This window comes from Nocardia sp. NPDC050413 (genome assembly GCF_040655475.1).
GTDB classification, from domain to species: Bacteria; Actinomycetota; Actinomycetes; order Mycobacteriales; family Mycobacteriaceae; genus Nocardia; species Nocardia coubleae.
Genome location: NZ_JBFAJZ010000003.1, coordinates 340,250 through 365,745, shown reverse-complemented (window position 1 = coordinate 365,745; position 25,496 = coordinate 340,250). Strand labels below are relative to the sequence as shown.

Here is a 25,496-nt window from a genome sequence, read left to right as displayed (position 1 = left end):
CCGGCGTACGTATACATCCAGGTCCAGGAGGTGCTGAAGTGATTCAGCAGGAGTCGCGACTGCGCGTCGCCGACAACACCGGGGCGAAGGAAATCCTTTGCATCCGCGTGCTCGGTGGCTCGTCGCGTCGCTATGCCGGTATCGGTGACATCATCGTCGCCACCGTCAAGGACGCCATCCCCGGCGCGAACGTCAAGAAGGGCGACGTCGTCAAGGCTGTCGTCGTGCGCACCGTCAAGGAGCGCCGCCGTCCGGACGGTTCCTACATCAAGTTCGACGAGAACGCCGCTGTGCTGATCAAGGCGGACAACGATCCGCGCGGCACCCGCATCTTCGGCCCCGTCGGCCGTGAGCTGCGCGACAAGCGTTTCATGAAGATCGTTTCGCTGGCCCCGGAGGTGCTCTGACATGAAGGTGCACAAGGGTGACACCGTGCTCGTCATCTCGGGCAAGGACAAGGGCGCCAAGGGCAAGGTCATCCAGGCCTACCCGGCGACCGGCAAGGTTCTCGTCGAAGGCGTGAACCGCATCAAGAAGCACGTCGCGGATTCCGCCAACCAGCGTGGCGCCTCCTCGGGTGGCATCGTGACCCAGGAAGCCCCCATCCAGGTTTCCAACGTGATGGTCGTCGACTCCGACGGAAACCCGACTCGCGTCGGCTACCGCACCGACGAAACCACCGGCAAGCGGGTTCGGATCTCCCGTAAGAACGGGAAGGACATCTGACATGACCACCTCTGAGCAGACTCAGCCCCGGCTGAAGGCGCGCTACCGCGCCGAGATCAAGGACGCGCTGAACAGCGAGTTCGAGTACGCCAACGTGATGCAGATCCCCGGCGTGGTCAAGGTCGTCGTCAACATGGGTGTCGGCGACGCCGCCCGTGACGCGAAGCTGATCAACGGTGCCGTCAAGGACCTCGAGCTGATCACCGGCCAGAAGCCGGAGATCCGCAAGGCCACCAAGTCGATCGCGCAGTTCAAGCTCCGTGAGGGCATGCCGATCGGCGCGAAGGTCACCCTGCGTGGCGACCGCATGTGGGAGTTCCTGGACCGCCTGGTCTCCATCGCGCTGCCCCGTATCCGCGACTTCCGCGGCCTGTCGCCGAAGCAGTTCGACGGCAACGGCAACTACACGTTCGGCCTGAGCGAGCAGTCGATGTTCCACGAGATCGACGTGGATTCCATCGACCGCCCGCGCGGTATGGACATCACCGTGGTGACCACGGCGACCAACAACGAAGAAGGCCGCGCGCTGCTGAAGCACCTCGGCTTCCCGTTCAAGGAGAACTGAGCACATGGCTAAGAAAGCACTGCGCATCAAGGCGGAGGCCAAGCCGAAGTTCGCCGTCCGCGCCTACACCCGCTGCCAGCGTTGCGGCCGCCCCCACGCGGTCTACCGCAAGTTCGGCCTGTGCCGCGTGTGCCTGCGCGAAATGGCCCACCGCGGTGAGCTCCCGGGCGTGCACAAGAGCTCCTGGTGACCCCGCGCTCCTCGTGAGCGCAGCCACCTAAGCGAATACCGAACGAAGGCACGGACTTCCAACCGAAGTCCGTGCCTTCGCGCGTTCCGGGCCCTGCTCAGAGCACCAGATCTCGCCACGGAATGGTGATCGGGAACGGGAAGCCGATGGTGATCTCGGTGGAATCGCCCGGCGACCATGCGCCGACCAAGATGTAGTTGGCCTTGTGTAGCGGTGATACGCCCGCGGGCAAGGGTCCGGTACCGGATTCCAGGCCGAACGCCTGCACGTAGGCGATTTCACTGCGCCGCGGATGCAGGGTGACTTCCCAGTACCAGGGGATTCCCGCGGCCGCGTATTTGGCCTTCTTGGCTTCCATTTCGGCGGCGGTGTTCGAGGGGGAGAGGACCTCGCCGACCAGCAGCGCGTCGTCCGCGCGGACGTAGGCGTAAGGCTCGTCCAGGCATCGGTGGACCATGAAATCCGGTGTCACGAAGTCGGATTTGTTCTCCCGGCCGAAGAAGACGTTGGTCTCGGTGCGAACCTGCCAGCACTCGTCGGGTCTGCTGTCCATCGCGTACCTGGCGTCGCGCCGAAGAGCGCTCCACAACAGGTTGCTCGCTTCCTGATGCTCGCCTGGTCCACGGCGCCTCCAGACCACACGACCGTCCCACAGTTCGATGTGCGAGGCGATTTCCTCGGGCTGCTGCTCGAGTTCCTCCCACGTCATATATTCGGGCAGCTTCGGACGCCGGTCGTGCGCGTTCGTCATGGCGCAATGATAGGGAGGTACGGGTCAGGGGAAGGGGGAGTGGTCGGTGCCGCAGTGCAGGTTTTCGGGTGGGAGTTGGGCGGTGAACAAGTAGTCGCGTTTGGCTTGTTCGGCGCAGGTGCTGGGGACGTACATGGTGCTGTGGCCGGCACCTTCGATCACCAGGACCCGGGCGGTGGCCAGTTGCGCGGCGCCGGCGTAGGCGCCGTGCAGTGGGGTCGCGGGGTCGTAGCGGCTGTTCATGACCAGGATGGGGGCGGCGGTCTGCCGGTTCCATGGGCCGGTGTAGCGGTCGGCGTCGCGGGCGGGCCAGAAGGCGCAGGGCATGGCGTTGAAGACGGCGGTGCGGCCGAAGTACGGGTTGTGCAGGTCTTCGACGGCGGCGACGCGACTGTAGGCCGCGGGTTCGGTCGGGACCATGCTGTCTGAGCACTGGATGGCGTAGAACGCTTCGGCCCGGTTGGCGGGGTAGGCGGGGTCGAACAGCGAGTCGGGGACGAGGGCGGGGGCGCTGGTCGCCGCGTCGAACAGTTGCTGCAGCAAGGTCGCCAGATCGGCGTAGGTGTCGGGGCGCGACAGGCTGCCCGCGGCGGTCACCACCTGGGAGAACGTCCATGGTGTTCCGTCGAGCACGATGGGGGCGTGGCGGGCCCGTTCGGCCAGCGCGAGCCATTTCAGCTTCGGATCGCCTGCCGAGAACGCGCAGCGCGGGCCCGCCGCCGAGCATTCGCGCAGGAACGCGTCGAAGGTCTCGGCGATGCCGACCGCGACACCCTGCCTGGTATCGAGGGGAAGGTGGGTGCCCTCCGCGCCGTGCCCGTCGGCATTGCCCTCGAAGTCGAGTGAACCGTCGAACACCATCGCGCGCACCCGGCGCGGAAACATGTTCGCGTAGACCGCGCCGACCTGCGTGCCGTAGGAGATGCCGTGATACGTCAGCGCGTTGTCGCCGACCGCGCGACGCAGGAGCTCCAGGTCACGGGCGGTATTGGCGGTGGACGCGTGATTCAGGATCGGACCCGCCGCCTGACCGCAGCGCGCGGCGAGATCGGCCGAACGCGCGAAGAACTCCGCTTCCTGACCCGCGTCGGTGGGGGTCCCGGGGAAGGTGCCGAAGTATTCGGCCTGTTCCTCGGCAGTGGCGAAGCAGTGCACGCCCGCACTGCGTGAGACCCCGCGCGGGTCCCACGACACCAGATCGAAGCGCGCGCGAAGCTCCTCGGAGAACAGCCACGGCCAGCGCGCCCGTTCCCGTAACCGGTCGACGCCCGAGGGGCCAGGACCGCCGAAGTTCACGAACAGAGTGCCGAGGCGCCTGCTCGGATCGCTCGCGGGAAGCCGGATGGTGGCCAGCTCCAGCTGCGCACCCGCCGGTTCGTTGTAATTCAGGGGCACCCGTGCCAATGAGCACTGGAAACCGTCGTCGCAGTCCGACCAGCTCAACTCGGGAGTCGCCGCGGATTCGGCGAGCCGGTCGACATAGGCGTCGGCGGCGCGAGCGGGGGAGGGAAACGCGAATGTGCCGACACCGAGCAGAACAGCCAGCGCGTAGAAACCGCCTCGGCGAGTTCCACGGCACACCGAGCGCGAAAACACCTGCCGAGCCTCCTGCACAGATCCGACGAACTCCGTGAAGCTACCACAGCCCACCTGGGGAAATCGGTTGTCGCCGAACCTGTTTCGACACCACACCGGGTAGCCTGGTGGATTCATAAAAGTCACACAGAATTCATCGGGAATTACCGGGTTACCTGTGTATTACCGGAACCTGATAATCCTGTGTCTTCTCCGAGAATGTGATCCGAGCGATGGCCGGCAATTCCACTTCTCGCTACCGTCGGAGTTGTCACGCAGCCGGAAGGGTCAAAGTCGATCCCCGATTCGATTCGATGCGAAGGATGTGGGATTGTGACTGTGACCACAGTAAAAAGAGCACGTGACCTGGGCAACCGTCAGCCGCTGCGGGGTATACCGGCAGGCGCGATGACAATGGTGGCGTTTCTTTCGATATTGGCGGGATTTATCGGCGCAGCAGCCTATACGCATTCCGCCGGATACTTCGTGACATTCATGACCGGAAATACCGAACGCGCGCTGCTCGGCTGGTTCGACGGCGACTATCTGCTGGCCGTCGGGGCGATATCGCTGCTGTTCGCCTTCGGCCTCGGCGTCGTCGTTGCCTCGCTGCTGCGACGGCGGCTGTGGCGCAACGGCCACTACGGCGCCTCGGTGGTGACCACGGTCGCGCTGGCCGCCGCGGTGGTGGTCGACTACGTGGTGAGCCGAACCGGCGGGCAGGAACTGGGTTTCGTCCCGATCATGTTCGTCGCGTTCGCGGTCGGCGCGCTCAACACCGCGTTCGTCAAGAACGGAGAGGTCAGCGTCCCGCTCAGCTACGTCACCGGAACGGTCGTGAAACTGGGCCAGGGCATCGAGAGCCACGTCAGCGGCGGCAGCGTGCGGGACTGGCTCGGTTACGGCCTGCAGTACGCGGCCTTCGCGACGGGCGCGCTGCTCGGTGGCGTGATGAGCATGCTGGTCGGCGGTGAGATGATGCTGATCGTGGCCACCGGCGTCTCGGCATCGGCCATTCTGGCCACCTCGCGGTCGAACGAGCCCGCGTCCTGACCCCGGATTTTGTCCTGACCACGGCGTTGCCTACACTAGAGCGGTTGCCTGGGCAGATCTGTGTCCGCTCCACGCTCGGCGTGGGCGGATCGTGCCGGGCGCCGAGCGCTCGTGAAGAGTACTCATCCGGTCGGTAAGTGCCGCCCGGACCAGCCGAATTGTTGTAGGCCCACGGTCGCCTCGCGAAAGCGGGGAGATGCTGCATGGGAACCGCAGCGAGAAAGGTGTCGAGGTCTAACCATGACCATGACTGATCCGATCGCAGACTTCTTGACGCGTCTGCGCAACGCCAACTCGGCGTACCACGATCAGGTGAAGGCTCCGCACTCCAAGCTCAAGGCGAACATCGCCGAGATCCTGAAGCGCGAGGGTTACATCGCCGATTACCGCACCGAAGACGCGCCGGTGGGCAAGGCCCTCGTCGTCGATCTGAAGTACGGCCCGAGCCGTGAGCGCAGCCTGCAGGGCCTGCGTCGCGTCTCGAAGCCGGGTCTGCGTGTGTACGCGAAGTCCACCAACCTGCCCAAGGTCCTCGGCGGCCTCGGCGTGGCGATCATCTCCACGTCGACCGGCCTGCTCACCGACCGGCAAGCGGCCAAGCAGGGCGTCGGGGGCGAAGTCCTCGCCTACGTCTGGTAAGGGAGGTCTGGACTAATGTCGCGTATTGGTAAAAACCCCATCGCAATCCCGGCCGGTGTCGACGTCAGCATCGACGGCCAGGTCGTCACGGTGAAGGGTCCCAAGGGCACCCTGTCGCACACCGTTGCCGAGCCGATCACCGTCAGCAAAGACGAAGCCAACCAGCTCGTGGTGGCCCGTCCCAACGACGAGCGCGCCAACCGTTCGCTGCACGGCCTGAGCCGCACCCTGATCGCCAACATGATCGAGGGTGTCACCAAGGGCTACGAGAAGAAGATGGAAATCTTCGGCGTCGGTTACCGCGTTCAGGCCAAGGGTTCGAACCTCGAGTTCGCCCTCGGCTACAGCCACCCGGTGCCGATCGAGGCCCCGGAGGGCATCACCTTCGCGGTGGAATCGCCCACCAAGTTCTCGGTTTCCGGGATCGACAAGCAGAAGGTCGGCCAGATCTCCGCTGTGATCCACGGACTGCGCAAGCCCGACCCGTACAAGGGCAAGGGCATCCGCTACGCCGGCGAGGTCGTTCGCCGCAAGGTCGGAAAGACGGGTAAGTGATCATGGCGCAAACTGCTAACCAGAAGGCCAAGCGGATTCCGCTGGGCAAGGACGCATCGACGAAGCGTCGTCTGTCGAAGACCCGCCGTCACTTCCGTCTGCGCAAGAAGGTCGTCGGCACCACCGAGCGTCCGCGCTTGGTCGTCAACCGTTCCTCGCGGCACCTGCACGCTCAGCTCGTCGACGATTCGGTCGGCAAGACCATCGCCGCCGCGTCCTCGATCGAGGCCGATGTGCGTGCGCTGGAGGGCGACAAGTCCGCCAAGGGCGCCAAGGTCGGTCAGCTGATCGCCGAGCGCGCCAAGGCTGCCGGTATCGAGTCGGTCGTGTTCGACCGTGGTGGTCACGACTACCACGGCCGCATCGCGGCGCTGGCCGATGCCGCTCGTGAAGGTGGGCTGAAGTTCTGATGACTGAATTTTCGAACGGAAGGAACGTCTGATGCCGGGACGTCAGCGGCGTGACGGCGGCAACGGACCCGCCGGACAGAACAACAACAACCCCAGCGGTGGCCCCGAGGGCAACCGTCGCGGTGGCGGCGATCGTCGCGGTGGCGGCGACCGTCGGGACAACGCGGCCGAGAAGAACCAGCTCGAGCGCGTAGTCGCGATCAACCGCGTCTCCAAGGTCGTGAAGGGTGGTCGTCGCTTCAGCTTCACCGCCCTCGTGATCGTCGGTGACGGCAACGGTCTGGTCGGCGTCGGCTACGGCAAGGCCAAGGAAGTTCCCGCGGCCATCCAGAAGGGTGTCGAGGAGGCTCGCAAGAGCTTCTTCCGCGTCCCGATGATCGGCTCGACCATCACCCACCCGGTTCAGGGTGAGGCGGCGGCCGGTGTGGTCATGCTGCGTCCGGCTTCGCCCGGTACCGGTGTGATCGCCGGTGGTGCGGCGCGTGCCGTGCTCGAATGCGCTGGCATTCACGACATTCTGGCCAAGTCGCTCGGTAGCGACAATGCGATCAACGTCGTTCACGCGACGGTTGCCGCGCTCAAGATGCTCCAGCGTCCCGAAGAGGTTGCCGCGCGTCGCGGTCTGCCGATCGAGGACGTCGCTCCGGCGGGCATGCTGCGTGCGCGTGCGGGACAGGGAGCCTGACATGGCAGATCTCAAGGTGACCCAGATCAAGAGCACGATCGGTGCCAAGGCGAACCAGCGCGCGAGCCTGCGTACCCTCGGCCTGCGGAAGATCCGCCAGTCGGTGGTTCGTGAGGACAACGCTCAGAACCGCGGTCTGATCAATGTCGTGCGCCACCTCGTAACAGTTGAGGAGGTCTGACATGACCATCAAATTGCACCACCTGCGTCCTGCGCCGGGTTCCAAGACCGAGAAGACCCGTGTGGGTCGCGGTGAGGGTTCCAAGGGCAAGACCGCCGGTCGTGGTACCAAGGGCACCAAGGCCCGCAAGAACGTCCCCGCGGCGTTCGAGGGTGGCCAGATGCCGCTGCACATGCGCCTGCCGAAGCTGAAGGGCTTCACCAACCGCTTCCGCGTGGAGTACCAGGTTGTGAACGTGGGCCGCATCGCGGAGCTGTTCCCCGAAGGCGGCACGGTCGGTAAGGCCGAGCTCGTCGCGGCCGGCGCCGTTCGCAAAAACGAGCTGGTGAAGGTCCTCGGTGACGGCGACATCTCCGTCGCCGTGCAGGTGACCGCCGACAAGGTGACCGGCTCCGCCAAGGAGAAGATCACCGCCGCCGGTGGCACCGTCACCGAACTGGCCTGACGGTACTGTAGTCACAGCGACACCGGACGAGTCGAGCACTCGTCCGGTGTCACTGTAGAGTCTCAACAAGTGTTGTCTGCCAAGCTCGTCATCGGCTGACGTCTCCACCACGACGCCGTGTTGGTTCAGTCGCATGGCATGACCATGTCGTTCGCCAGGAGGATCTGTGCTTTCCGCCTTCGTATCGGCCTTCCGGACTCCGGACTTACGGCGGAAGATTCTCTTCACGCTGGGGTTGATCGTGCTGTACCGGTTGGGTGCCGCGCTGCCGTCCCCCGGCGTCAACTATCAGAACGTCCAGGAATGCGTGAAGCTGGTCTCCGGTGGCGAATCCGCCGGTATCTACCAGCTCATCAATCTGTTCTCCGGTGGTGCGCTACTGCAGCTTTCGGTGTTCGCGATCGGCATCATGCCGTACATCACCGCGAGCATCATCATCCAGCTGCTGACCGTGGTCATCCCGCGCTTCGAGGAGTTGCGCAAGGAAGGCCAAGCAGGCCAGACCAAGATGACGCAGTACACCCGCTACCTCTCGATCGCCCTGGCGATCCTGCAGGCAACGGGTCTCGTCGCGCTGGCCGCTCGCGGTCAGCTGCTGCAGGGCTGCCAGGAAGACATCCTCGAGGACACCGGCATCTTCGGCATGATCGTCATCGTGCTGGTGATGACCGCCGGTGCGGCCCTGGTGATGTGGTTCGGCGAGCAGATCACCGAGCGCGGTGTCGGTAACGGCATGTCGCTGCTGATCTTCGCCGGTATCGCCGCGCGTATCCCGCTCGACGGCAAGGCCATCCTCGATACCCGTGGCGCCATGATCTTCAGCCTCGTGTGTGTTGGTGTGCTGCTGATCATCGTCGCGGTGGTCTTCGTCGAACAGGGTCAGCGCCGGATCCCGGTGCAGTACGCCAAGCGCGTCGTCGGTCGCAAGATGTACGGCGGCTCCTCGACCTATCTGCCGCTGAAGGTCAACCAGGCCGGTGTGATCCCGGTGATCTTCGCGTCCTCATTGCTCTACCTGCCCAACCTGATTTCGCAGCTCACCTCGTCGAGCACCGCGACGGACCCGAGCTGGTGGCAGGAGATCATCCAGAAGTATCTGGTCGATCCGACCAACCCGGTCTACATCGCCGTCTACTTCGGTTTGATCGTGTTCTTCACCTACTTCTACGTCGCGATCACCTTCAACCCGGAGGAACGCGCGGACGAGATGAAGAAGTTCGGTGGCTTCATCCCGGGCTACCGCCCCGGTAAGCCGACCGCCGACTACCTCAATTATGTTCTGAGCCGCATCACCCTGCCCGGCTCGATCTACCTCGGCGCGGTCACCGTCCTGCCGAGTATCGCCCTCGGCAGCGGTAGCACGGGCCAGTCGGCGAACATGTCCTTCGGCGGTGCCGCGGTGCTCATCATGGTCAGCGTGGGTCTCGACACGGTCAAGCAGATCGAGAGCCAGCTGATGAATCGAAATTACGAAGGGTTCCTCAAGTGAGAGTTGTTCTGCTCGGTCCGCCGGGTGCCGGCAAAGGTACTCAGGCCGTCCTGCTGTCGGAAAAGCTGGGCGTTCCGCACATCTCCACCGGAGACCTCTTCCGCGCGAACATCAGCCAGCAGACCGCCCTCGGTCGCGAGGCACAGAAGTACATGGACGCCGGTGACCTGGTCCCCAGCGACGTCACCAACCGCATGGTCGAAGCCCGCGTCGCCGAACCGGACGCCGCGAACGGTTTCGTCCTCGACGGTTACCCGCGCACGGTCGACCAGGCCGACGCGCTGAAGAAGATCCTCGAGCATCACGGCACCGCGCTCGACGCCGTGCTGTGCTTCGTGGTCGCCGAGGACACCGTGGTCGAGCGCATGCTCGCCCGTGGCCGCGCCGACGACACCGAGGACGTCATCCGCAACCGGCTGCGGGTCTACCGCGAGGAGACCGAGCCGCTGCTCGAGTACTACGACGGTCTGGTCGTGACCGTCGACGGTCTCGGCGAGGTCGACGATGTCAACGCGCGAGCGCTGAAGGCTCTCGGCCAGTAATGGCATTCGGTCGGAAGAAGAAGGTCGTGCCGTTCCGCACGGCGGGCGAGCTCGACGCCATGGCGGCGGCGGGCGCGATCGTCGGGCGGGCGCTGGTCGCCGTGCGCGACGCCGCCAAGCCAGGGGTGTCGACGCTCGAGCTCGACGAGGTCGCCGAGCAGGTGATCCGGGAGGCGGGCGCGGTTCCGTCGTTCAAGGGTTACCACGGCTTCCCCGGCTCGATCTGTTCTTCGGTCAACGACCGTGTGGTGCACGGGATCCCCTCGGCGAGTGAGATCCTCACCGAGGGCGATCTGGTGTCGATCGACTGCGGCGCCATCCTCGACGGCTGGCACGGCGATTCCGCCTGGACCTTCGGCGTCGGCAACATCATCGAAGCCGATCGTCTGCTCAGCGAGGCGACCAAGTGGTCGATGGAGGCGGGCATCGGCGCGATGGTGCCCGGCAACCGGCTCACCGATGTGTCGCACGCGATCGAGCTCGGCACCCGGGCCGCCGAAGAGGTGCACGGCCGCAAGTACGGCATCGTCGACGGCTACGGTGGCCATGCCATCGGCCGCGAGATGCACATGGACCCCTTCCTCCCGAACGAGGGCGCCCCGGGCAAGGGCCCGCGCCTGGTCGTCGGATCGGTCCTGGCCATCGAGCCGATGCTCACCCTCGGCACCACCGAAACCACAACCCTCGACGACGACTGGACCGTGGTCACCACCGACGGTTCCCGCGCCGCCCACTGGGAACACAGCGTCGCCGTCACCGAGGACGGCCCACGCATCCTCACCCTGCGCCCGGAGTGACATCGCGAAAGTCTTTCGCGACTTTTCGGTGAAGTAATGTTTCGAATCCGGCTCGGTGCCGGGGGAATCCTGTATCTCTGAGTAATGAGATCTGGGATCGCGCTGATCGCCGTCGTCGCCACCTGTGCGGCGACGGCGTCGCTCGTCGGTTGCGGTGAGCCGCCTGCCGAGTCGCGCTACACGGGATCGGGCAATACCTACGGTTCGGCGAATGCCGGTTTCGAGACCTGCATGGTGACCGATGCGGGCGGGGTGGACGACAAGTCGTTCAACGAATCCGGCTGGAACGGGGTGAAGGCGGCGATCGACGCCAACCCCGGGGTCTACGGTTCCTACCGGCAGTCGAACAGTTCCGCCGATTACGAACCCAACCTGCGGGCCTCGGCCGATGACGACTGCGATCTGGTGATCGGGGTCGGCGGCCTGATGGCCGAGGCGGTGGCACAGGTGGCGGGGGAGTACCCGGATCAACGGTTCGCCATCGTCGACGCGCACGTGGAGTTGGACAACGTTTATTCGATGGAGTTCAACGCCGCCCAATCCTCTTATCTCGCAGGCTATCTCGCGGCGGGCATGACCAAGACCGGCCGCGTCGCGACCTGGGGTGGCATGCAGATCCCCGCCGTGACGATCTTCATGGACGGTTTCGCGGCAGGCGTGGCCAGGTACAACCAGGTTCACGGGACGAGTACCGAGGTGCTCGGCTGGAATGTCGCCGATCAGAACGGTTCGTTCACCGGCAATTTCGACGACACCAGTGCCGGTCGCTCGCTGACCGAGAATTTCATCGCCCAGGGCGCCGACATCATTCATCCGGTGGCCGGCCCCGTCGGCATGGGCGGTGCGTCGGCCGTGCAGGATTCGCCCGGCGTGAGCATGATCTGGGTCGATTCCGACGGGTACGAAGCCGTGCCGGAATACAAAGACATCATGTTGTCGTCGTCGATGAAGGACATTTCCGCCGCGGTGCGCGTCGCGATCGACAACGCTGTCGCCGAGGGCCCGAAAGACGGCCGGTATGTCGGCACGCTCGGCAACGGTGGGGTCGGCCTCGCGCCGTTCCATGATTTCGACACTGCCGTGCCCGAGCGGCTGAAACAGGAGCTCACGGCCCTGCGCACCGAGATCGTCGAAGGCCGGATCGTGATCGACTCACCCGCCGCCCCCAAGCTCTGAGGACAACGACATGCGACTCGAAGTACGGGGACTGACAAAAGCTTTCGGCGATTTCCTGGCCGACGAGAATGTCGACCTGGTGGTGGAACCCGGCCAGGTGCACGCGATTCTCGGTGAGAACGGCGCGGGCAAATCGACCCTGATGAATATGCTCTACGGCATTCTCGAACCGACCAGCGGCGAGATCCTCATCGACGGCGCACCCGTGCGGTTCCGTTCACCCAGCGACGCGATCGCCGCCGGAATCGGCATGGTGCATCAGCATTTCAAGCTGGTCGGCCCGTTCAGCGTGGCCGACAACGTGCAGCTGGGTCGCGAACACGCCAAGCGCGGGATTCTGGACCGGGCGGCGGCACGTGACGCGGTGCGCGCGGTGTCGGATCGCTACGGTCTCGCGCTCGATCCGGATGCCATCTGCGAGGACCTGCCGGTGGGTGTGCAGCAGCGAGTCGAGATCGTCAAGGCGCTCTCCGGCGACACCGACCTGCTGATTCTCGACGAACCGACCGCCGTGCTCACCCCGCCGGAAGTAGCCGAGCTGCTCGGCATCATCCGCAATCTCACCGCCGCGGGCATGTCGGTGATCTTCATCAGCCACAAGCTCAAAGAGGTGAAGGCCATCGCCGACACCATCACGGTGCTGCGCCGGGGCAAGGTGGTGGCCCAGGCGTCGCCCGAGGACAGCGAGGCCGAGCTGGCGGCGGCGATGGTCGGGCGGTCGGTGATACTGACCGTCGAGCGCACGCCCGCCGATCCTGGTGCGGTCGCCTTGGCGGTGCGGGATCTGACGGTGCTCGGCGAGCGGGCCACGGCGGTGCTCGACGGGCTGAACCTCACGGTGCGAGCCGGGGAGATCGTCGGGTTGGCCGGGGTGGAGGGCAACGGCCAGACCGAACTCGCCAGGGCTGTGCTCGGCACCGTTCGCCCGGACGGCGGGACGGTCGAGCTGGGTGGGGTGCCGGTGACCTCGTGGGATCCGTACCGGCGCATCGTCGCCGGGCTCGGCTACATCCCGGAGGACCGTGGTCGCGACGGGCTGGCGGCCGACTTCACCGTGGCCGAGAACCTCGTGCTCAACCAGTACCGCGACGCACCGCTGTCGCATCGCGGCGTGCTCGACAGCGACGCCGTGCGCACGCTGGCCGACAAGGCCATCGCCGACTTCGACATCCGCACGCGCGGCCCGGGCGAGCTCGTGTCGGCGCTGTCGGGTGGCAACCAGCAGAAGGTGGTGATCGCCCGCGAATTCTCCCGTCCCCGTGCGGTTCTCGTCGCCGCACAGCCCACCCGAGGGGTGGACGTGGGCGCTATCGAATTCATCCACAGCAGGCTCGTCGCCGAACGTGACTCGGGGACCGGGGTGCTGCTCATCTCCGCCGAACTGGACGAGATTCTCGCCCTGTCCGACCGGATCGCGGTGATCCACAACGGGCAGATCGTCGGCGAGGTCGGTCCGGACACCCCGCGCGAGATCATCGGTCAGCTGATGGCAGGCCACCGCCCCACCGAATCCGCCACCCCGAGCTGAACTGGCGCCGACATCCTCGAGGATTCCCATGCCGAGTACGACCACCGCGCCGGAGACCGAATCGCCCCGGCCCGAAGGACCAGGTTTCGGCCGCACCTTCACCCGGTACCTGACCGAAGCCAACAGCGTGATGGTGACCATCTATTCGCTGCTGCTCGCCTTCGCGATCGGCGCGCTGCTCATCATCGTCTCCGATCCATCGGTACGCCGGGCCTGGGGATACTTTTTCAACCGGCCAACCGATGCGTTGAGTTTCTCCTGGCAGGCGGTGAGCACGGCCTACCGTGACCTGTTCGAGGGCGCGATCCTCGACATCGGCCGTCTGCAGGAGTTCTTCGACGGCACGGCCACCCTCGCCCAGGTGCTGCGTCCCATCTCGGAGACCCTCACCTACGCCACCCCGCTGATCTTCACCGGGCTCGCCGTGGGGCTGGCGTTCCGGGCCGGATTGTTCAATATCGGTGGGCACGGGCAGTTCATCTTCGGCATGCTCGGTGCGTTGATCGTCGGTTTCGCGATCGATCTGCCGCCGCTGCTGCACGTGCCGCTCGCGCTGGCCGCCGGTGCGCTCGCGGGTGGGATCTTCGGCGCGGTCCCCGGTGTGCTGAAGGCGAAAACCGGTGCACACGAGGTCATCTCGTCGATCATGCTGAACAATATCGCCACCTATTTCCTGCTCTGGGCGTTGAGCACCACCTTCATCCACTCGCTGACCTCTCAGGAGCTGGTGTCCAAGCCGGTCGACATCTCGGCGCGGCTGCCCCGGCTCCTCGGCTGGGCGGGGTCGGGGCTGCGGGTGAGTGTCGGCCTGCTGATCGCGTTGGCGCTGGCGGCGGGGATCTGGTGGCTGCTGCGCAAGTCGACGTTCGGGTACCGGATTCGCGCGGTCGGGGCGAATCCGCACGCGGCGCAGACGGCGGGCATCGACATGGGTCGCACGTTCATCACCACGATGGGTGTGTCGGGAGCGCTCGCCGGGATCGGTGGTGGGGCGCTCGTGCTCGGGTTGAACCCGTACACGGTGAACCCCGGAACGGTTGCCGAGTTCGGCTTCGACGGGATCACCGTCGCCTTGCTCGGGCGGGCGCATCCGGGTGGGATCGTCGCGGCGGCGCTGCTGTTCGGTGCGTTGAAGTCGGGCACGCTGCACATGCAGCCCGCTATCCCGGTGGAGATGTCGACGCTGTTGCAGGCGGTGATCGTGCTGTTCATCGCCGCGCCCGCCCTGGTGAAAACCCTGCTGCACCTGCGCACTCCGCGCGGTGGGCTCAACACGCTGGAAGCGAGGGGCTGGTGAGTACCGCTGTCGCCGAATCGAAACCGGTCGTCGTGACCGAGACCGTGCGTCACCCGGTAGGTGGGGCGGTGCTCGTCGTCCTCGGGGCGTTGCTCGCCGTCGCGGTATTGCTGTGGATGCCCGACGGGCGGGCCACCACGTTCCGTCTGGATCAGACCGTCGAAAGTAGCTGGACCGTCAGTACTTTCGGCATCGTCGTGACGCTTGCGGTGCTCACCGTGCTGCTCGGAGTGCTGTTGCTCGCGCGGGCGGTGAGTGCGCGCACGCACGGGGTGATCGTCGGGGTGGCGGCGACCGCGCTGGTGATCGCGGTGCTGTCCTGGGTGGTGACGCCCGGCGTCGGGTTCCCGGTGGAGTTCGTGCTGGCCACCACGCTGTTCCTGGCCCTGCCGTTCATCTTCGGCGCCCTGTCCGGGGTGGTGTGTGAGCGGTCCGGTGTCATCAACCTCGGCATCGAAGGACAGTTCCTGGCGGGCGCCTTCACCGCCGTGCTGTTCGCCTCGATCACCGGCAACCCCTATGTCGGCATCCTCGCGGCGGTGCTCAGCGGCATGGTCTCCACGCTGCTGCTGGCCTGGCTGGCCACCCGCTTCGAGGTGAACCAGCTGGTCACCGGTGTGATCCTGAACCTGCTCGCGCTCGGCCTCACCGGGTTCCTGTTCGAGCGGCTCATGCGCATGGACCACTCGCTCAACCAGCCGAGCACGGTGCCGCGCGTCGGCGGATTCCTGCACGACATCGGCCTCGGTTTCCTCACCGACATCCCGATCCTGGGACCGGTCCTCTTCGACCAGAACCTCTTCGTCTACGTGGCGCTGGCCTGCGTGTTCGGGCTGTCCTACCTGCTGTTCCACACCAGGTGGGGGCTGCGGACCCGTGCCGTCGGGGAGCACCCGGCGGCGGCCGACGCCGCCGGTATCGACGTGAACCGGCTGCGATTCTGGAACGTCACCTGCGCGGGTGCGCTGTCAGGTTTCGGCGGCGCCTTCTTCACCATCGCCAACAATGTGGCCTTCAGCAAGAACATGACCGCGGCCCTCGGTTTCGTCGCGCTCGCGGTGATGATCGTCGGGCGCTGGAACCCCGTCGGTGCCCTCGTGGCCGCCCTGCTCTTCGGTTTCTCCAGCGCGCTGCAACGGTTCCTCAACACCATGCCCGGCAATCCGATCCCCACCGAATTCCTCGGCATGCTGCCTTACGTGGTGACTCTCGTCGTGGTTGCCGGATTCATCGGAAAAGCCGTCGCGCCCGCCGCAGACGGCATCCCGTACCGGCCTGGCGACAATTAGTTCAGCCTTCGAGCAGGACGGTGACCGGGCCGTCGTTGGTCAGGTCTATGTGCATGTGCGCGCCGAATTTTCCGGTGGCCACGGTGGCGCCCAGGTCGCGCAGGGCGTCGGCGAAGGTGTCGACCAGGGGTTCGGCGACCGGGCCGGGGGCGGCCGCGTTCCAGGAGGGGCGGCGCCCCTTGGCGGTGTTGGCGTAGAGGGTGAACTGGCTGACGACGAGGATGGGGGCGTTCAGGTCGGCCGCCGAACGCTCGCCGTCGAGGATGCGGAGGCGGAAGGTCTTGTCGGCCAGTGTCTTCGCTACGTCCTCGGTGTCGGTGTGGGTGACGCCGACCAGGGCGAGCAGGCCGTGTGGCGCGCCGGCGGCGGCCGGGTCGATCCGGCCGACAACCTGATCGTCAACAGTCACCTGGGCGCTGGACACACGCTGCAGCAGTACTCGCACATTTATCGATCATGCCGGGGTGACTCGAATCGAGGTTATGCGGGGTTTGTTCATCGAACTATCGGAATGAAAGTTGCTTATTCGCAGCAGGTTTCATCATGCCGCAGAGAAGGCGCATCGTGCCGCTCTGCGGTATGTTCCCAATAGCCTGCCGCTACGGCGGGTCTGAGGCTGCCGATCGTGTGAAGGTCGGGGCCGGTAGATGGGGAACAGCGGGGGAATGCGCGGTACAGCAATACTTTCGGGGATCGTCGCTGCGGTGATGCTGGTGGGGACCGGGTGTTCGGACGTTCCCGCGGGGGACACGCCACCTGAACCTGTTGTCGACCTCGCGAAGCTGGATGTGGGTCCGTATCCGAAGGTCGAACGGCGGGTCACTACGACGCCTTCGTGGGCGTTGGCGCGGTATTTCGAAGGTGTGCGGCTCAGTTCTGTAGTGCCGTTGCCCGCAGAGATCGATCCGCAATTCGTCGTGCCGCAAGCAGGGAATTTGAACCCCGCTTTCCCTCGGCCGGGCGAGGATCTGACAAAGCGCTTCGACGCCACATTCGACGAGGACACAAAAGGCCTGATCGCCGGCTTCAGTACCGCTGCCAGGTCGCACGAGGACCTCAGCATCTCGCAGGGCATCGCGGTTCAGGCACTGTTGTTCGACTCGGTCGGCGCGGCACAATCCGCGGCCGCCGCGCTCCACCGCCGAGGCTTCGGTCCCGATGCGACAGTGGAGCCGATCAAGTCGGCCCGCCACTCCGACGCGCTCCTGTGGTGGCGACCCGATCAACAACGCGTCACGGGCTGGATGGCTACGGGACGGTTCGTCATCAGGGTGGGGTCGTGGAGCGATGAGAACAAGGAACTCGAGATCTCGGATCTCTCGGCGGTGCTCCCGTTGGCGGACAAGGCGCTGACGATCACCGCGGAGCGGCTCCAAGCACACACCCCCACGCCGGTGGATCGACTGCAGTCGATACCGATCGACCCCGACAACATGTTGGTTCGCACGTTGTCGCTCGGTCTGGAAAACGGCACCGACCCGGCATATCCCATGGTCCGTGACGCACGGGCGGCGCTGCACGGTGCCAGGGATTTCGCCGACATGCGCAGGATGAACGAGCAGGCGGGGGTGGACAAGGTGTCGGAGGACAAGGCCACGGTGTACCGCACCAGGGATGTGGCGAGCGCCCGATGGTTTCTCGCCGAGGTGGGCCACGACAAGTTCCTGCGTCCGGTGGAAGACCCGGTCGGGCTTGCCGCCGCCAACTGCTATGAGTACATCGGACCGGCGGTCGTTTCGCGATATTTCTGCGCAGTGAGTCACGACCGGTACGTGGCGGTGGTGTCGACGGATCAGCTTCCCGATGCGCGACAGTCGATTTCGGCTCAGTACGCGATTCTGGTGAATGCCGGATGAGCGGGCGTCGCACACGAATCCTCGGTGGTTGCGTGGTGGTGCTGCTCGTTGTCGCGCTCGCTGTCACCGGACGTGGTGAAACGGTACGGGGGCAGGCGCACCCTGGTGAGGTGGATGTCAGGACACTCGAGGTCGGCAAGTATCCCGTGCTGCCGTTGGAATTCCGGCAAGACGTCTACTACCACCATTACGAAAACGGGGAAGCGATCGCGACCGCGCGTCTGGCGGCTGCCGTCGCACTGGGGACCGATGTCGATGCGGGCCTTCGCTACCGCGTTGCCAGAGCCACGATCGCAGGTGGAAAGGGGCTCGGCGGGGTATTTGCCGACGCTACGCAAGCGGTCGCCGACAAGCACGGTCTGATGTTCGGGTTCTCCGCGCGGAGTCGCACCACGCCGAAACGGGAATTCACCTATCTCACAGAGGAACTGGACGCCGAGCCCGACGACGCCGAGACCACTGCCCTCGGGATCACGGTGTTGCAGTTCGCCGATCAGGCGGGCGCACAGGCCGCGGCGGGCGAGTTCGATCAGATCGACTTTCAGCTCGCCTCCGACCTGAATGCACCGGTCTCCTTGGGCAAATACCCGAGCGCCCACGGGCATTGGCGGCCCGGTGTGCGGTCGATGGTCGCGACGATTGCCCGCGGTCAGTATGTCGTCCATGTCTACGCGGTCACCCCGAAGGCCGACCTTGTGGCGTTGCGCGCGTTGACCGAGCGGGCATTCGACGTGCAACTTCCGCTGCTGGATGCCTTGCCGCCGCTGTCGAAACGCGACGTGCTGCGCTTGGACAAGGATCCCGACGGCGTGATTCGTCGAATTCTCGACCCGAGCAAGATCTTTCCCGCGAGTCCGTTCTTCCAGGCGGACCTTGTGAACGCCGTCATGGAGCCGCGGGCATTTCTGCAGATCACCGAGGATCGACAGGAATGGAAACGTGTGCTCGATCTCGGCGGCGTCGACCGGATCGGGATGATCAACGATGGTGCGCTGCTGCTGCGGGCCCGCGACGCACGTGCTGCCGAGCAGATGTGGCAGGCGCGCAAGGATCTGCCGACGACCACACCATTGGCGGGCCCGCCGGGTCTGCCGGACACCTACTGTTTCGACAATCCCGAGAAGTACTCACCGGCGGAACCGTATGTATCGAGTGCGCGGAAGTACCTGTGCGTGTTGCGCTACGACCGCTACGTCGCGGTGGTAATGAGCAATCAGATACCCGATGTGCATCAGCGGGCGTCGGCGCAATACGCCTTGCTCGCCAATAGTGCGTATTTGTAGGGGATCTCGATGACTCTGCGACCAGGTACGGTGATCGGCGGGTATCGGATCGAGCGTGTGCTCGGTACCGGCGGAATGGGTTCGGTCTATCTCGCCGCGCACCCGAGCCTGCCCCGGCGCAACGCGCTCAAAGTGCTCAACCCCGAGCTGACCCGTGATGTCGAGTTCCGCGCACGGTTCCAACGTGAGGCCGAGCTCGCATCGAGCCTGGACCATCCCAACATCGTCGCCGTCAACGATCGGGGTGAGGCCGGTGGCTACCTGTGGATCGCGATGCAGTACGTCGACGGCACCGATGTGGCGGCCGAATTGGCGAGGGCACCGAGGTCGATGACGCCGGCGCGGGCGTTGCGCATCATCGCCGAGGTCGGTAAGGCCCTCGACCACGCGCACCGCCGCGGTCTGCTTCATCGTGACGTCAAACCCGCCAATTTCATGCTCTCGTCCACCTCGGACGGTGAGGAACGGGTGCTGCTCACCGATTTCGGGGTGGCCAAGTCGCTGGCGGACAAGAGCGAGATCACGGCGGCGGGGGCGATTCTGGCGACGATCGCCTACGCGGCGCCGGAGCAGTTGCTCGGTGGTCAGCTCGACCACCGGACCGACATCTACGGTCTGGGTTGTGCTTTGTACAAGCTGCTGACCGGGGCGAATCCGTTTCCCGCCGAACAACCCGCCGTTGTCATGGCCGGGCATCTCTACGAGCCGCCACCGCGCCCGAGCGCGATGAATCCGCAGTTGCCGCAGGCTCTCGACGACGTGATCGCTGTCGCGATGGCCAAGGATCCGGGGCATCGGTTCAACAGCTGTCGGGAGTTGAGCGAGGCGGCGCACCGGGCGTTGAACAGCGGGGCGCGGCCCACGCACGTGCCGAGCCCGGTGCAGGTGCCGAGCGTGTCCCAGGTGCCGACCCGGAGACGTACGGGACTGGGCAGATGGGTTCTGCCTGCAGTCGGTGTGGTCGGTGCGCTGGTCATCGGCGCGGGCGTGCTGGCACTTCGGCCCGACGCCGACGTTCCGGCCGCGACGGCAACAGGCGTCACCTCGCCGGTGGTTCCGGTGGCGATGTCGGCGGCACAGGTCCGCACCGACAATCCGCAGTTCGCGGGAAAAACGATCGGGATCGTCGATGTCACGGCGGTCGCCGCTACGGAAGCCAGTGGGTACAGCAAGTCGTCCAACGCGATTCACTTGACGCACTCACCGCAGGCGGCGCTACTGGAGTCGATCGGATTCAGCTATTTCAGCGGGTTCGCGGGCAAGGTCGGGGAAACGTCGCCTCGGACCCTCGACAATCTCGACCGGCACACGTTGTTCAGTCCCGACTTCGCCGCGGACTACCTGCTGGTTGTCCGTAGCGACCCCGGCTCCGGGGCGGGGTCACTACTCGGACTCGACCGCAAGATCACCGGTGTCCGTGCGCTGATAATCGTCATCGACGACCCGAAAGACGTCGCTGCCCTGCGGAACTACAGTCCCGGAAAGGATCAGCAGGCGCTGGAGTCGCTGGTCCCGATATTGCGACGCCATATCACCTGACCCGGAATCAGTCCTTGCCGAAGAAAAGGATGTCGGGGCCGTAATCGGTGAGGGGGCCCTTTTCGGCGGCTTGGCGGATGCCGCTGCCGGGGAGTTCGGTGACCTTGGCGAACATCGCCGCGTTGCCGAAGGCCGCGCGGACCTGGGTTTCGGAGGCGTAGTCGGCGCCGTAGTCGGCGAGGGTGGCGAAGTCGAGGGGGGCCAGGGGAGTGTCGAGGGGGGCTTGGCCCGCGGGGCGGCCGAGGGCGGCGTACTGGGTGGCCACGCCGTTGTCGTAGAGGCACAGCTCGTAGGAGATGTTCTCGATGGTTGCGACGGTGAGGACCGGCCACTTCGCCGACAAGGCCACGGCCAGTGGGTGCTTGCCGAGGGCGCCGATCTCCCAGTTCAGGCTCTTCACCGAAACCCAGCTACCCGAAGCTTTTTCGACGAGCACCACATCGGCACCCAGTTCGGTGTCCCCGTTCACCTTCGGTTCCTTCACGCCCCAATGCCTTTCGTGCACACCGGCGAAACGGCCCGCGTCGACCGGAGTCGCACCGTGGGCCGCGTACGCGGCGGCGACAGCGGTGCGAACCTGCTCCAGCGCGTCGGGTGCCGAACAGCGCACGGCGATCGCACCGTAGGTGGCGGTGATCTCCACGGGTCGCGACGGCGGTTCCGGCATGGCGCCGGCGGCGAGCGGCTTGAGTCCGACAAGGGCCAGGCGCCAATTGATTTCGTCGATGGTCGCCAGGTCGCCGCCCGACTGGTACAGGATCTGCTGCTGGGTCAAGCGCCCCGCGCGTTCGAGCGTCGGCGCACCGAGTTTGTGCAGTGCCTGCGTGGTCTTCAGGGTGAGATCGAGGTCCTCGATCCGGGTTTCGCGCAGCTGGGCCGTGCTCGCCGAGGACGTGACCTCCGAGTACAGCGCGCGGTAGCTCGCGATGGCCTGCTTGCGGGAGCGCCCGACCATCAGCGTCCGCAACAGCGTGCTCAGGCTGGCCAGATACTTGCCCGGCTGCTCGGGTGTCCGCGCGTACATCGCCGCCCGGATCCGCACCGCCGACTCCGTGGCGGCCACCGCCGCCTCGTGATCGAGCCGCATCAACCACACGCCGCACTTGGACAACCCGTCGGCACACATCGCCTGCACATCCGGATAGTCCTGTGCTACTTGCCGATACGCCGAACACGCACTGCGAATAGTGTTGGTGGCGAGCTGACGGTGCCCCACCAGCCGCGTCGCCTGCTCGAACAGGCGAAGCGCGTCCTGCAACGCACCCGCGTACTCGTAGGAGACATACCCCTCGACGAGCCAGTGCAGCCGGATCGCCACCGCCTCCTGCGCGGGCTCGAGCGCCTCGGCGGTGCGGTCGCGACCCGACGGGTCGTCGCGGGTGGCGAGCAAGCCCTGGGCCAGTTCGGTGAGCGAACCGGCCAGCCGGAGGTAGTCCTCGGGTTGCTGGCTACGGGTGTTGGCGCGATCGGCTGCAACGCGCCGTTCGAGGCCGCTCAGGTCGGTCATGAGCGGTTCCGTCGCGACGTCAATCTGGCCCCATCAATCGTTCGAGCGTGGCCGTCGAGCGGCCTGCGGTGCGTTTCGATCGAGTCTGTCACACAACGGTGACCTTCGTCGTGGGTGCACGCAGATCTGCCCGTCGGCCTCGGGTTTGGTGGTGGTGTATCACCGAGCCGCGCGGAAACAAGGTGACAGGGGTGAGAATTCGTGGTAGCCGGAAGATGTTGGGGCTGGGCAGATTCCATTGCGATGGCTAAGCTTCGTCAGGTTCGGTTCGAGAGGGACGGGCCGTCGGCGAGGGTGCATCGAGGAGCTGGGCGTGGGAGAGAAGACTCCGTGGGATGGGGCCGCGGGTAAGGCGAGCATCCGGATCGAGACCGGTGCCGCCCTGCAGGCCGCCAATGCCTGCCGCGATGTGGTCGCCGTGCTGAAGGGCTGTCAGGAGCTGCTGAAGCCCGGCGCGCTCAACAACTACAGCGTCGACGCGATCGGCGGCGATCAGGTACACGCGGGGCCGCTGCGCACCAAGTTCATCGACGAGACCCGGCAGGCCTTCGACTCGGTCGACCGCTTCATCGATTCGCTGCACGACATAGGTGACATGTTCAAGGCCGCGGGCGAGACCTACACCGGCAACGATTCGCTCTCGGCCAGTGAACTCGCGGCGTTGAAGGACAAGAAGACCGAACTCGGTCAGGTGTCGACCTCCCCGCCCGCGGTGAACATGAAGGATCTCGCCGCGAAGGCACCCCGCTACCTGCCACCGGACTACGAGACCCCGGGCGGCAACTACACGGTGCACAACGACGACATCGACGTGGCCAAGAAGCCGGGCTCCAACCCGCCGCTGGCCAAGGCCGAGGGCGACGATGTCTTCAAGTTCCACGCGCGCGAACCCGCGAGCATGTCGTGGACCGATCTGCAGGACCTCGGCAGGCGGATCCAGTGGTCCCAGGTCGCGGCCGAGGTGCCGACCTGGAAGGTGCTGGCCGACGAGGTGGACAAGGTCGGCACGACGTTCCAGACCGCGGTGCGCACGATCACCACGACCAACTGGGAGAGCAAGGGCGGTGAGGCCGCCTTCACCGCCGTGCAGGAATTCGTTCGTTCGCTCGGGTCGCTGCGTGACGGGTTCCTGATGATGCACTCGGCTGTGCAGTACACCGCCGACTTCCTGCACGCCACCGCGGCGTCGATGCCGCCGCCCGCCAACGGCGAAACCTGTGACGACGTCGGCGAGGTCCAAGAGCTGTATCGCAAGCACTACTACGTGGGTTTCGACTCGGTGCAGAGCATGTTCCCGATGGCCGCGCAGCCGGCGGCGCCGAAGGGGGAACTCGGTCCGCCGCCGCCTCCTCCGGAGAAGAAGGACACGGACAAGAACGGCGAGGGCAACAACGGGGCCGGCAACAATGGCGCCGGAAACAATGGCGCGGGCAACAATGGCGCCGGAAACAGTGGTGCCGGAAACAGCGGCGCGGGCAACAGCGGAGCTGGAAACAGCGGAGCTGGAAACAGCGGCGCGGGCAATCAAAGTGCCGCCGAACAACAACAGCGCCAGGCCCTCGACGCCCTGAAAGAGCAGCGCGCGGAATTGCTCGCGCAGCAGAACGGGCAGAACGGGCAGGGACAGGACCGCTCCGGTAATCAGAACGGCACGGGCAAGAACACCGGTGCGGGCGGGTCGGGTTCGGGTAGCTCCGGCAGCACCACCGGCGCGACGGGCGCCGGCTCGGACATGTCCTCGATGATCTCGGCGATCTCCGGGATCGTCTCCTCGATGACGCAGGCGCTGCCGTCGCTGATCCAGGCGCTGTCCAGCATCGACCCGAGTTCGGCCACACCCGATCTGAGCCCGCTGACCCAAGCCCTGACGCAGGTCCCCGACATCCGCACGGCGATCTCGGAGTCGCCCGAATTCGCGGCGCTGATGTCGCAGAACCCGGAATTGGCGGAGGCCGCCCGCGCGATCGGGCTGACGGTCGACCCCGCGATCGCCGTCGCGACGCCTGCGGCCGGGCTCGCGTCGACCGAACCGGTGACCGAATCCGTCGGCGCCGCCGAGGCTTTCCCGCGCGCGTCGCTGCCCGACTTCAGCAATCTCGGGTCGCTCACCGACATCATCACGCCGATCGTGGCCGCGAGCTCGGAGGTCGTCACGCCCGTGGTCACGGAAGTCGTCGAGGAGACTGTCGCCGCCGAGGGAAACGCTGACCGGGAGAACGCCTCGGTGGAGCACCTGTCGTGACGCGCACCTGGGAATTCACCGACACCGAGTTCTATGTGCTGTGGCAGCGGCTGGTCCGCACGGCGATGCCGCGACCGCTCACCTTCGTGACCGAGGTCGAGGACTCGAACGAATTCGAGCAGCGCAAACACGAGGCATGGCAACGGTTGTCCGACATGCTCGACGGTGAATTGCACACCGCGATCGATGTGCTCGCGAAGCCGCAGGTGTATGTGCGTCTGCGCGGGTGGAACGACCGTGCCTCGCTGGACCCGAAGTACATGATCAAGGCGCGCGCCGCCCGCTCGGGGGCGCGCGGTTACCTGGTCTATCAGAAGCCGGGAATCACCTCCTGGCACAGCTCGGGGTACACCCTGGTCGAGTGCGGTCCGCACGGGCTGACCGAGGCGATCCTCGAACGCATGCCCGCGCTCGACGCGGGCAAGTCGGGGATCATCCCCCTGGTCGGCGGGCAGGTCGAACAGCCCGACTTCGAGCCGCGCTCGTCGCTGATCTTCGACGAAGCCGACACCGGGCTCGCCACCCGCAGCGCCGCCTTCTTCGAGACCGAGGCCGAACGGACCGGGCTGATCGAAATCCTGCAGAACCAGTCGATGTTCGGTTCCCGCGGCATGGAGCGCGACATCCTGCTGTGGCGTGACCTGCCGGACGACGGTCGCTACGTGATCGAACTGCCGCGCGAGAACCCCACCGCCACACCGATGACGCGCGCCGACCTCGCCGACAAGATCGACCGCTCGATCGACCGTTTGCTGGCACGGGTGGAATCGCATTGGGAAGCCAGCGCCTAGCTGTTGCGCACGTGCGGCGGCTGTGATGTGCTCGAAGTAACCTCGTGAAGGGACCGCAGCGATGGGTAAGTTCGAATACGACGCGGACAATTTCCGTGCCGCCGCCAACAAATCACGCAGTGTCCGTGACCAGGTCACCGACATCCTCACCACGTTGAACAGCTCCCTCAACGCCCGCGGAAACGCCTGGGGCAGCGACAAACTCGGCGACAGTTTCTACAACGGCCCCGGTGGCGACGACGGCTACGGCTCCTCCCGTACCAACGTCACCACGAACGTCGAAACCTTGGCCACGTCGATGAACGACTTCGCCGACGGCCAGACCGAGAGCGCCGCCTACATCGACAAGATGGAACAGGGCAACCGCGACGGGCTGAAGTAGTAG

Annotated in this window: 28 protein-coding genes; 24 read left to right on the top strand and 4 right to left on the bottom strand. The window is 65.7% G+C overall.

The window, feature by feature from the left end:
* The first annotated feature begins 38 nt into the window (after nucleotides 1–38).
* From rplN to AB0I19_RS11420, 4 genes are read left to right on the top strand one after another with little or no spacing between them, the layout of a single operon-like run.
* Nucleotides 39–407 carry a 50S ribosomal protein L14 gene (gene rplN, locus AB0I19_RS11435; RefSeq protein WP_019045060.1) on the top strand — a complete coding sequence of 123 codons (369 nt, stop codon included), beginning with the start codon at nucleotides 39–41 and terminating at the stop codon, nucleotides 405–407.
* A 1-nt stretch (nucleotide 408) separates the two neighbouring features.
* The gene (rplX, locus tag AB0I19_RS11430) at nucleotides 409–726 is read left to right on the top strand and encodes a 50S ribosomal protein L24 (protein WP_067491085.1); all 318 of its coding nucleotides are present in this window, start codon (nucleotides 409–411) and stop codon (nucleotides 724–726) included.
* 1 nt (nucleotide 727) lies between these two features.
* Nucleotides 728–1,291: a 50S ribosomal protein L5 gene (gene rplE, locus AB0I19_RS11425; protein ID WP_067491083.1), complete on the top strand. Its 564-nt coding sequence runs from the start codon at nucleotides 728–730 to the stop codon at nucleotides 1,289–1,291.
* Between the two features lie 4 nt (nucleotides 1,292–1,295).
* Complete coding sequence (locus AB0I19_RS11420) at nucleotides 1,296–1,481, top strand: type Z 30S ribosomal protein S14 (protein ID WP_040731429.1); 186 nt, start codon at nucleotides 1,296–1,298, stop codon at nucleotides 1,479–1,481.
* A gap of 97 nt (nucleotides 1,482–1,578) precedes the next feature.
* Here the strand turns inward: AB0I19_RS11420 and AB0I19_RS11415 are convergent, their stop codons facing one another.
* The gene (locus AB0I19_RS11415) at nucleotides 1,579–2,232 is read right to left on the bottom strand and encodes a Uma2 family endonuclease (RefSeq protein WP_357147364.1); all 654 of its coding nucleotides are present in this window, start codon (nucleotides 2,230–2,232) and stop codon (nucleotides 1,579–1,581) included.
* A gap of 24 nt (nucleotides 2,233–2,256) precedes the next feature.
* Entirely contained in the window at nucleotides 2,257–3,828 is a 1,572-nt protein-coding gene (locus AB0I19_RS11410; protein ID WP_357147362.1) for an alpha/beta hydrolase, read from the bottom strand.
* Between the two features lie 387 nt (nucleotides 3,829–4,215).
* Between AB0I19_RS11410 and AB0I19_RS11405 the strand changes: the two genes are divergently transcribed.
* The 14 genes from AB0I19_RS11405 to AB0I19_RS11340 all read left to right on the top strand — a co-directional run bounded on the left by AB0I19_RS11405 (nucleotide 4,216) and on the right by AB0I19_RS11340 (nucleotide 15,893).
* Entirely contained in the window at nucleotides 4,216–4,860 is a 645-nt protein-coding gene (locus tag AB0I19_RS11405; RefSeq protein WP_357147730.1) for a YoaK family protein, read from the top strand.
* 240 nt (nucleotides 4,861–5,100) lie between these two features.
* Nucleotides 5,101–5,499 carry a 30S ribosomal protein S8 gene (gene rpsH, locus AB0I19_RS11400; protein WP_067491077.1) on the top strand — a complete coding sequence of 133 codons (399 nt, stop codon included), beginning with the start codon at nucleotides 5,101–5,103 and terminating at the stop codon, nucleotides 5,497–5,499.
* A gap of 15 nt (nucleotides 5,500–5,514) precedes the next feature.
* Nucleotides 5,515–6,054 (top strand): 50S ribosomal protein L6, encoded by a 540-nt coding sequence (rplF, locus tag AB0I19_RS11395; protein ID WP_067491075.1) that lies wholly within the window; start codon nucleotides 5,515–5,517, stop codon nucleotides 6,052–6,054.
* Nucleotides 6,055–6,056: 2 nt separating this feature from the next.
* On the top strand, nucleotides 6,057–6,464 hold the full coding sequence (rplR, locus tag AB0I19_RS11390; protein ID WP_067491072.1) for a 50S ribosomal protein L18: 408 nt from the start codon (nucleotides 6,057–6,059) through the stop codon (nucleotides 6,462–6,464).
* A gap of 31 nt (nucleotides 6,465–6,495) precedes the next feature.
* Nucleotides 6,496–7,149, top strand: coding sequence for a 30S ribosomal protein S5 (gene rpsE, locus AB0I19_RS11385; RefSeq protein ID WP_067491070.1), 654 nt, complete (start codon nucleotides 6,496–6,498; stop codon nucleotides 7,147–7,149).
* A gap of 1 nt (nucleotide 7,150) precedes the next feature.
* Nucleotides 7,151–7,330, top strand: a complete 180-nt coding sequence (gene rpmD, locus AB0I19_RS11380) for a 50S ribosomal protein L30 (RefSeq protein WP_067491217.1) — start codon at nucleotides 7,151–7,153, stop codon at nucleotides 7,328–7,330.
* Nucleotide 7,331: 1 nt separating this feature from the next.
* Nucleotides 7,332–7,775: a 50S ribosomal protein L15 gene (gene rplO / locus AB0I19_RS11375; RefSeq protein ID WP_067491068.1), complete on the top strand. Its 444-nt coding sequence runs from the start codon at nucleotides 7,332–7,334 to the stop codon at nucleotides 7,773–7,775.
* Nucleotides 7,776–7,941: 166 nt separating this feature from the next.
* Nucleotides 7,942–9,264, top strand: coding sequence for a preprotein translocase subunit SecY (gene secY, locus AB0I19_RS11370; RefSeq protein ID WP_067491066.1), 1,323 nt, complete (start codon nucleotides 7,942–7,944; stop codon nucleotides 9,262–9,264).
* Nucleotides 9,261–9,806 carry an adenylate kinase gene (locus tag AB0I19_RS11365; protein WP_067491064.1) on the top strand — a complete coding sequence of 182 codons (546 nt, stop codon included), beginning with the start codon at nucleotides 9,261–9,263 and terminating at the stop codon, nucleotides 9,804–9,806. The genes secY and AB0I19_RS11365 overlap by 4 nt, the downstream gene beginning before the upstream one ends.
* The gene (gene map, locus AB0I19_RS11360; protein WP_067491062.1) at nucleotides 9,806–10,603 is read left to right on the top strand and encodes a type I methionyl aminopeptidase; all 798 of its coding nucleotides are present in this window, start codon (nucleotides 9,806–9,808) and stop codon (nucleotides 10,601–10,603) included. The genes AB0I19_RS11365 and map overlap by 1 nt, the downstream gene beginning before the upstream one ends.
* Before the next feature lie 84 nt (nucleotides 10,604–10,687).
* A complete protein-coding gene (locus tag AB0I19_RS11355) occupies nucleotides 10,688–11,779 on the top strand; it encodes a BMP family ABC transporter substrate-binding protein (protein ID WP_357147359.1) in 1,092 nt (363 codons plus the stop codon).
* Nucleotides 11,780–11,789: 10 nt separating this feature from the next.
* The gene (locus AB0I19_RS11350) at nucleotides 11,790–13,307 is read left to right on the top strand and encodes an ABC transporter ATP-binding protein (protein ID WP_357147356.1); all 1,518 of its coding nucleotides are present in this window, start codon (nucleotides 11,790–11,792) and stop codon (nucleotides 13,305–13,307) included.
* A 28-nt stretch (nucleotides 13,308–13,335) separates the two neighbouring features.
* Nucleotides 13,336–14,604 carry an ABC transporter permease gene (locus tag AB0I19_RS11345; RefSeq protein WP_357147354.1) on the top strand — a complete coding sequence of 423 codons (1,269 nt, stop codon included), beginning with the start codon at nucleotides 13,336–13,338 and terminating at the stop codon, nucleotides 14,602–14,604.
* A complete protein-coding gene (locus AB0I19_RS11340) occupies nucleotides 14,601–15,893 on the top strand; it encodes an ABC transporter permease (protein ID WP_357147351.1) in 1,293 nt (430 codons plus the stop codon). The genes AB0I19_RS11345 and AB0I19_RS11340 overlap by 4 nt, the downstream gene beginning before the upstream one ends.
* Before the next feature lies 1 nt (nucleotide 15,894).
* Here the strand turns inward: AB0I19_RS11340 and dtd are convergent, their stop codons facing one another.
* On the bottom strand, nucleotides 15,895–16,338 hold the full coding sequence (gene dtd, locus AB0I19_RS11335) for a D-aminoacyl-tRNA deacylase (protein WP_357147348.1): 444 nt from the start codon (nucleotides 16,336–16,338) through the stop codon (nucleotides 15,895–15,897).
* 490 nt (nucleotides 16,339–16,828) lie between these two features.
* Between dtd and AB0I19_RS11330 the strand changes: the two genes are divergently transcribed.
* The 3 genes from AB0I19_RS11330 to AB0I19_RS11320 are packed head-to-tail and all read left to right on the top strand — an operon-like array spanning nucleotide 16,829 to nucleotide 20,571.
* Nucleotides 16,829–17,749 carry a hypothetical protein gene (locus AB0I19_RS11330; protein ID WP_357147345.1) on the top strand — a complete coding sequence of 307 codons (921 nt, stop codon included), beginning with the start codon at nucleotides 16,829–16,831 and terminating at the stop codon, nucleotides 17,747–17,749.
* Nucleotides 17,746–19,032, top strand: a complete 1,287-nt coding sequence (locus tag AB0I19_RS11325; protein WP_357147342.1) for a hypothetical protein — start codon at nucleotides 17,746–17,748, stop codon at nucleotides 19,030–19,032. The genes AB0I19_RS11330 and AB0I19_RS11325 overlap by 4 nt, the downstream gene beginning before the upstream one ends.
* Nucleotides 19,033–19,041: 9 nt before the next feature.
* Nucleotides 19,042–20,571, top strand: coding sequence for a serine/threonine-protein kinase (locus tag AB0I19_RS11320; protein ID WP_357147340.1), 1,530 nt, complete (start codon nucleotides 19,042–19,044; stop codon nucleotides 20,569–20,571).
* A gap of 7 nt (nucleotides 20,572–20,578) precedes the next feature.
* On the opposite strand, the gene AB0I19_RS11315 is transcribed toward AB0I19_RS11320, so the two are convergent.
* Nucleotides 20,579–22,078, bottom strand: coding sequence for a hypothetical protein (locus tag AB0I19_RS11315; protein WP_357147337.1), 1,500 nt, complete (start codon nucleotides 22,076–22,078; stop codon nucleotides 20,579–20,581).
* Between the two features lie 313 nt (nucleotides 22,079–22,391).
* Here AB0I19_RS11315 and AB0I19_RS11310 point away from each other — a divergent pair, with 313 nt between their 5' ends.
* From AB0I19_RS11310 to AB0I19_RS11300, 3 genes are all read left to right on the top strand, one after another.
* A complete protein-coding gene (locus tag AB0I19_RS11310) occupies nucleotides 22,392–24,320 on the top strand; it encodes a hypothetical protein (RefSeq protein WP_357147334.1) in 1,929 nt (642 codons plus the stop codon).
* Nucleotides 24,317–25,111, top strand: coding sequence for an ESX secretion-associated protein EspG (locus AB0I19_RS11305; protein WP_357147331.1), 795 nt, complete (start codon nucleotides 24,317–24,319; stop codon nucleotides 25,109–25,111). Before AB0I19_RS11310 ends, AB0I19_RS11305 begins: the two co-directional genes overlap by 4 nt.
* Before the next feature lie 61 nt (nucleotides 25,112–25,172).
* Nucleotides 25,173–25,493, top strand: coding sequence for a hypothetical protein (locus tag AB0I19_RS11300; protein WP_067641146.1), 321 nt, complete (start codon nucleotides 25,173–25,175; stop codon nucleotides 25,491–25,493).
* Nucleotides 25,494–25,496: the final 3 nt, after the last annotated feature.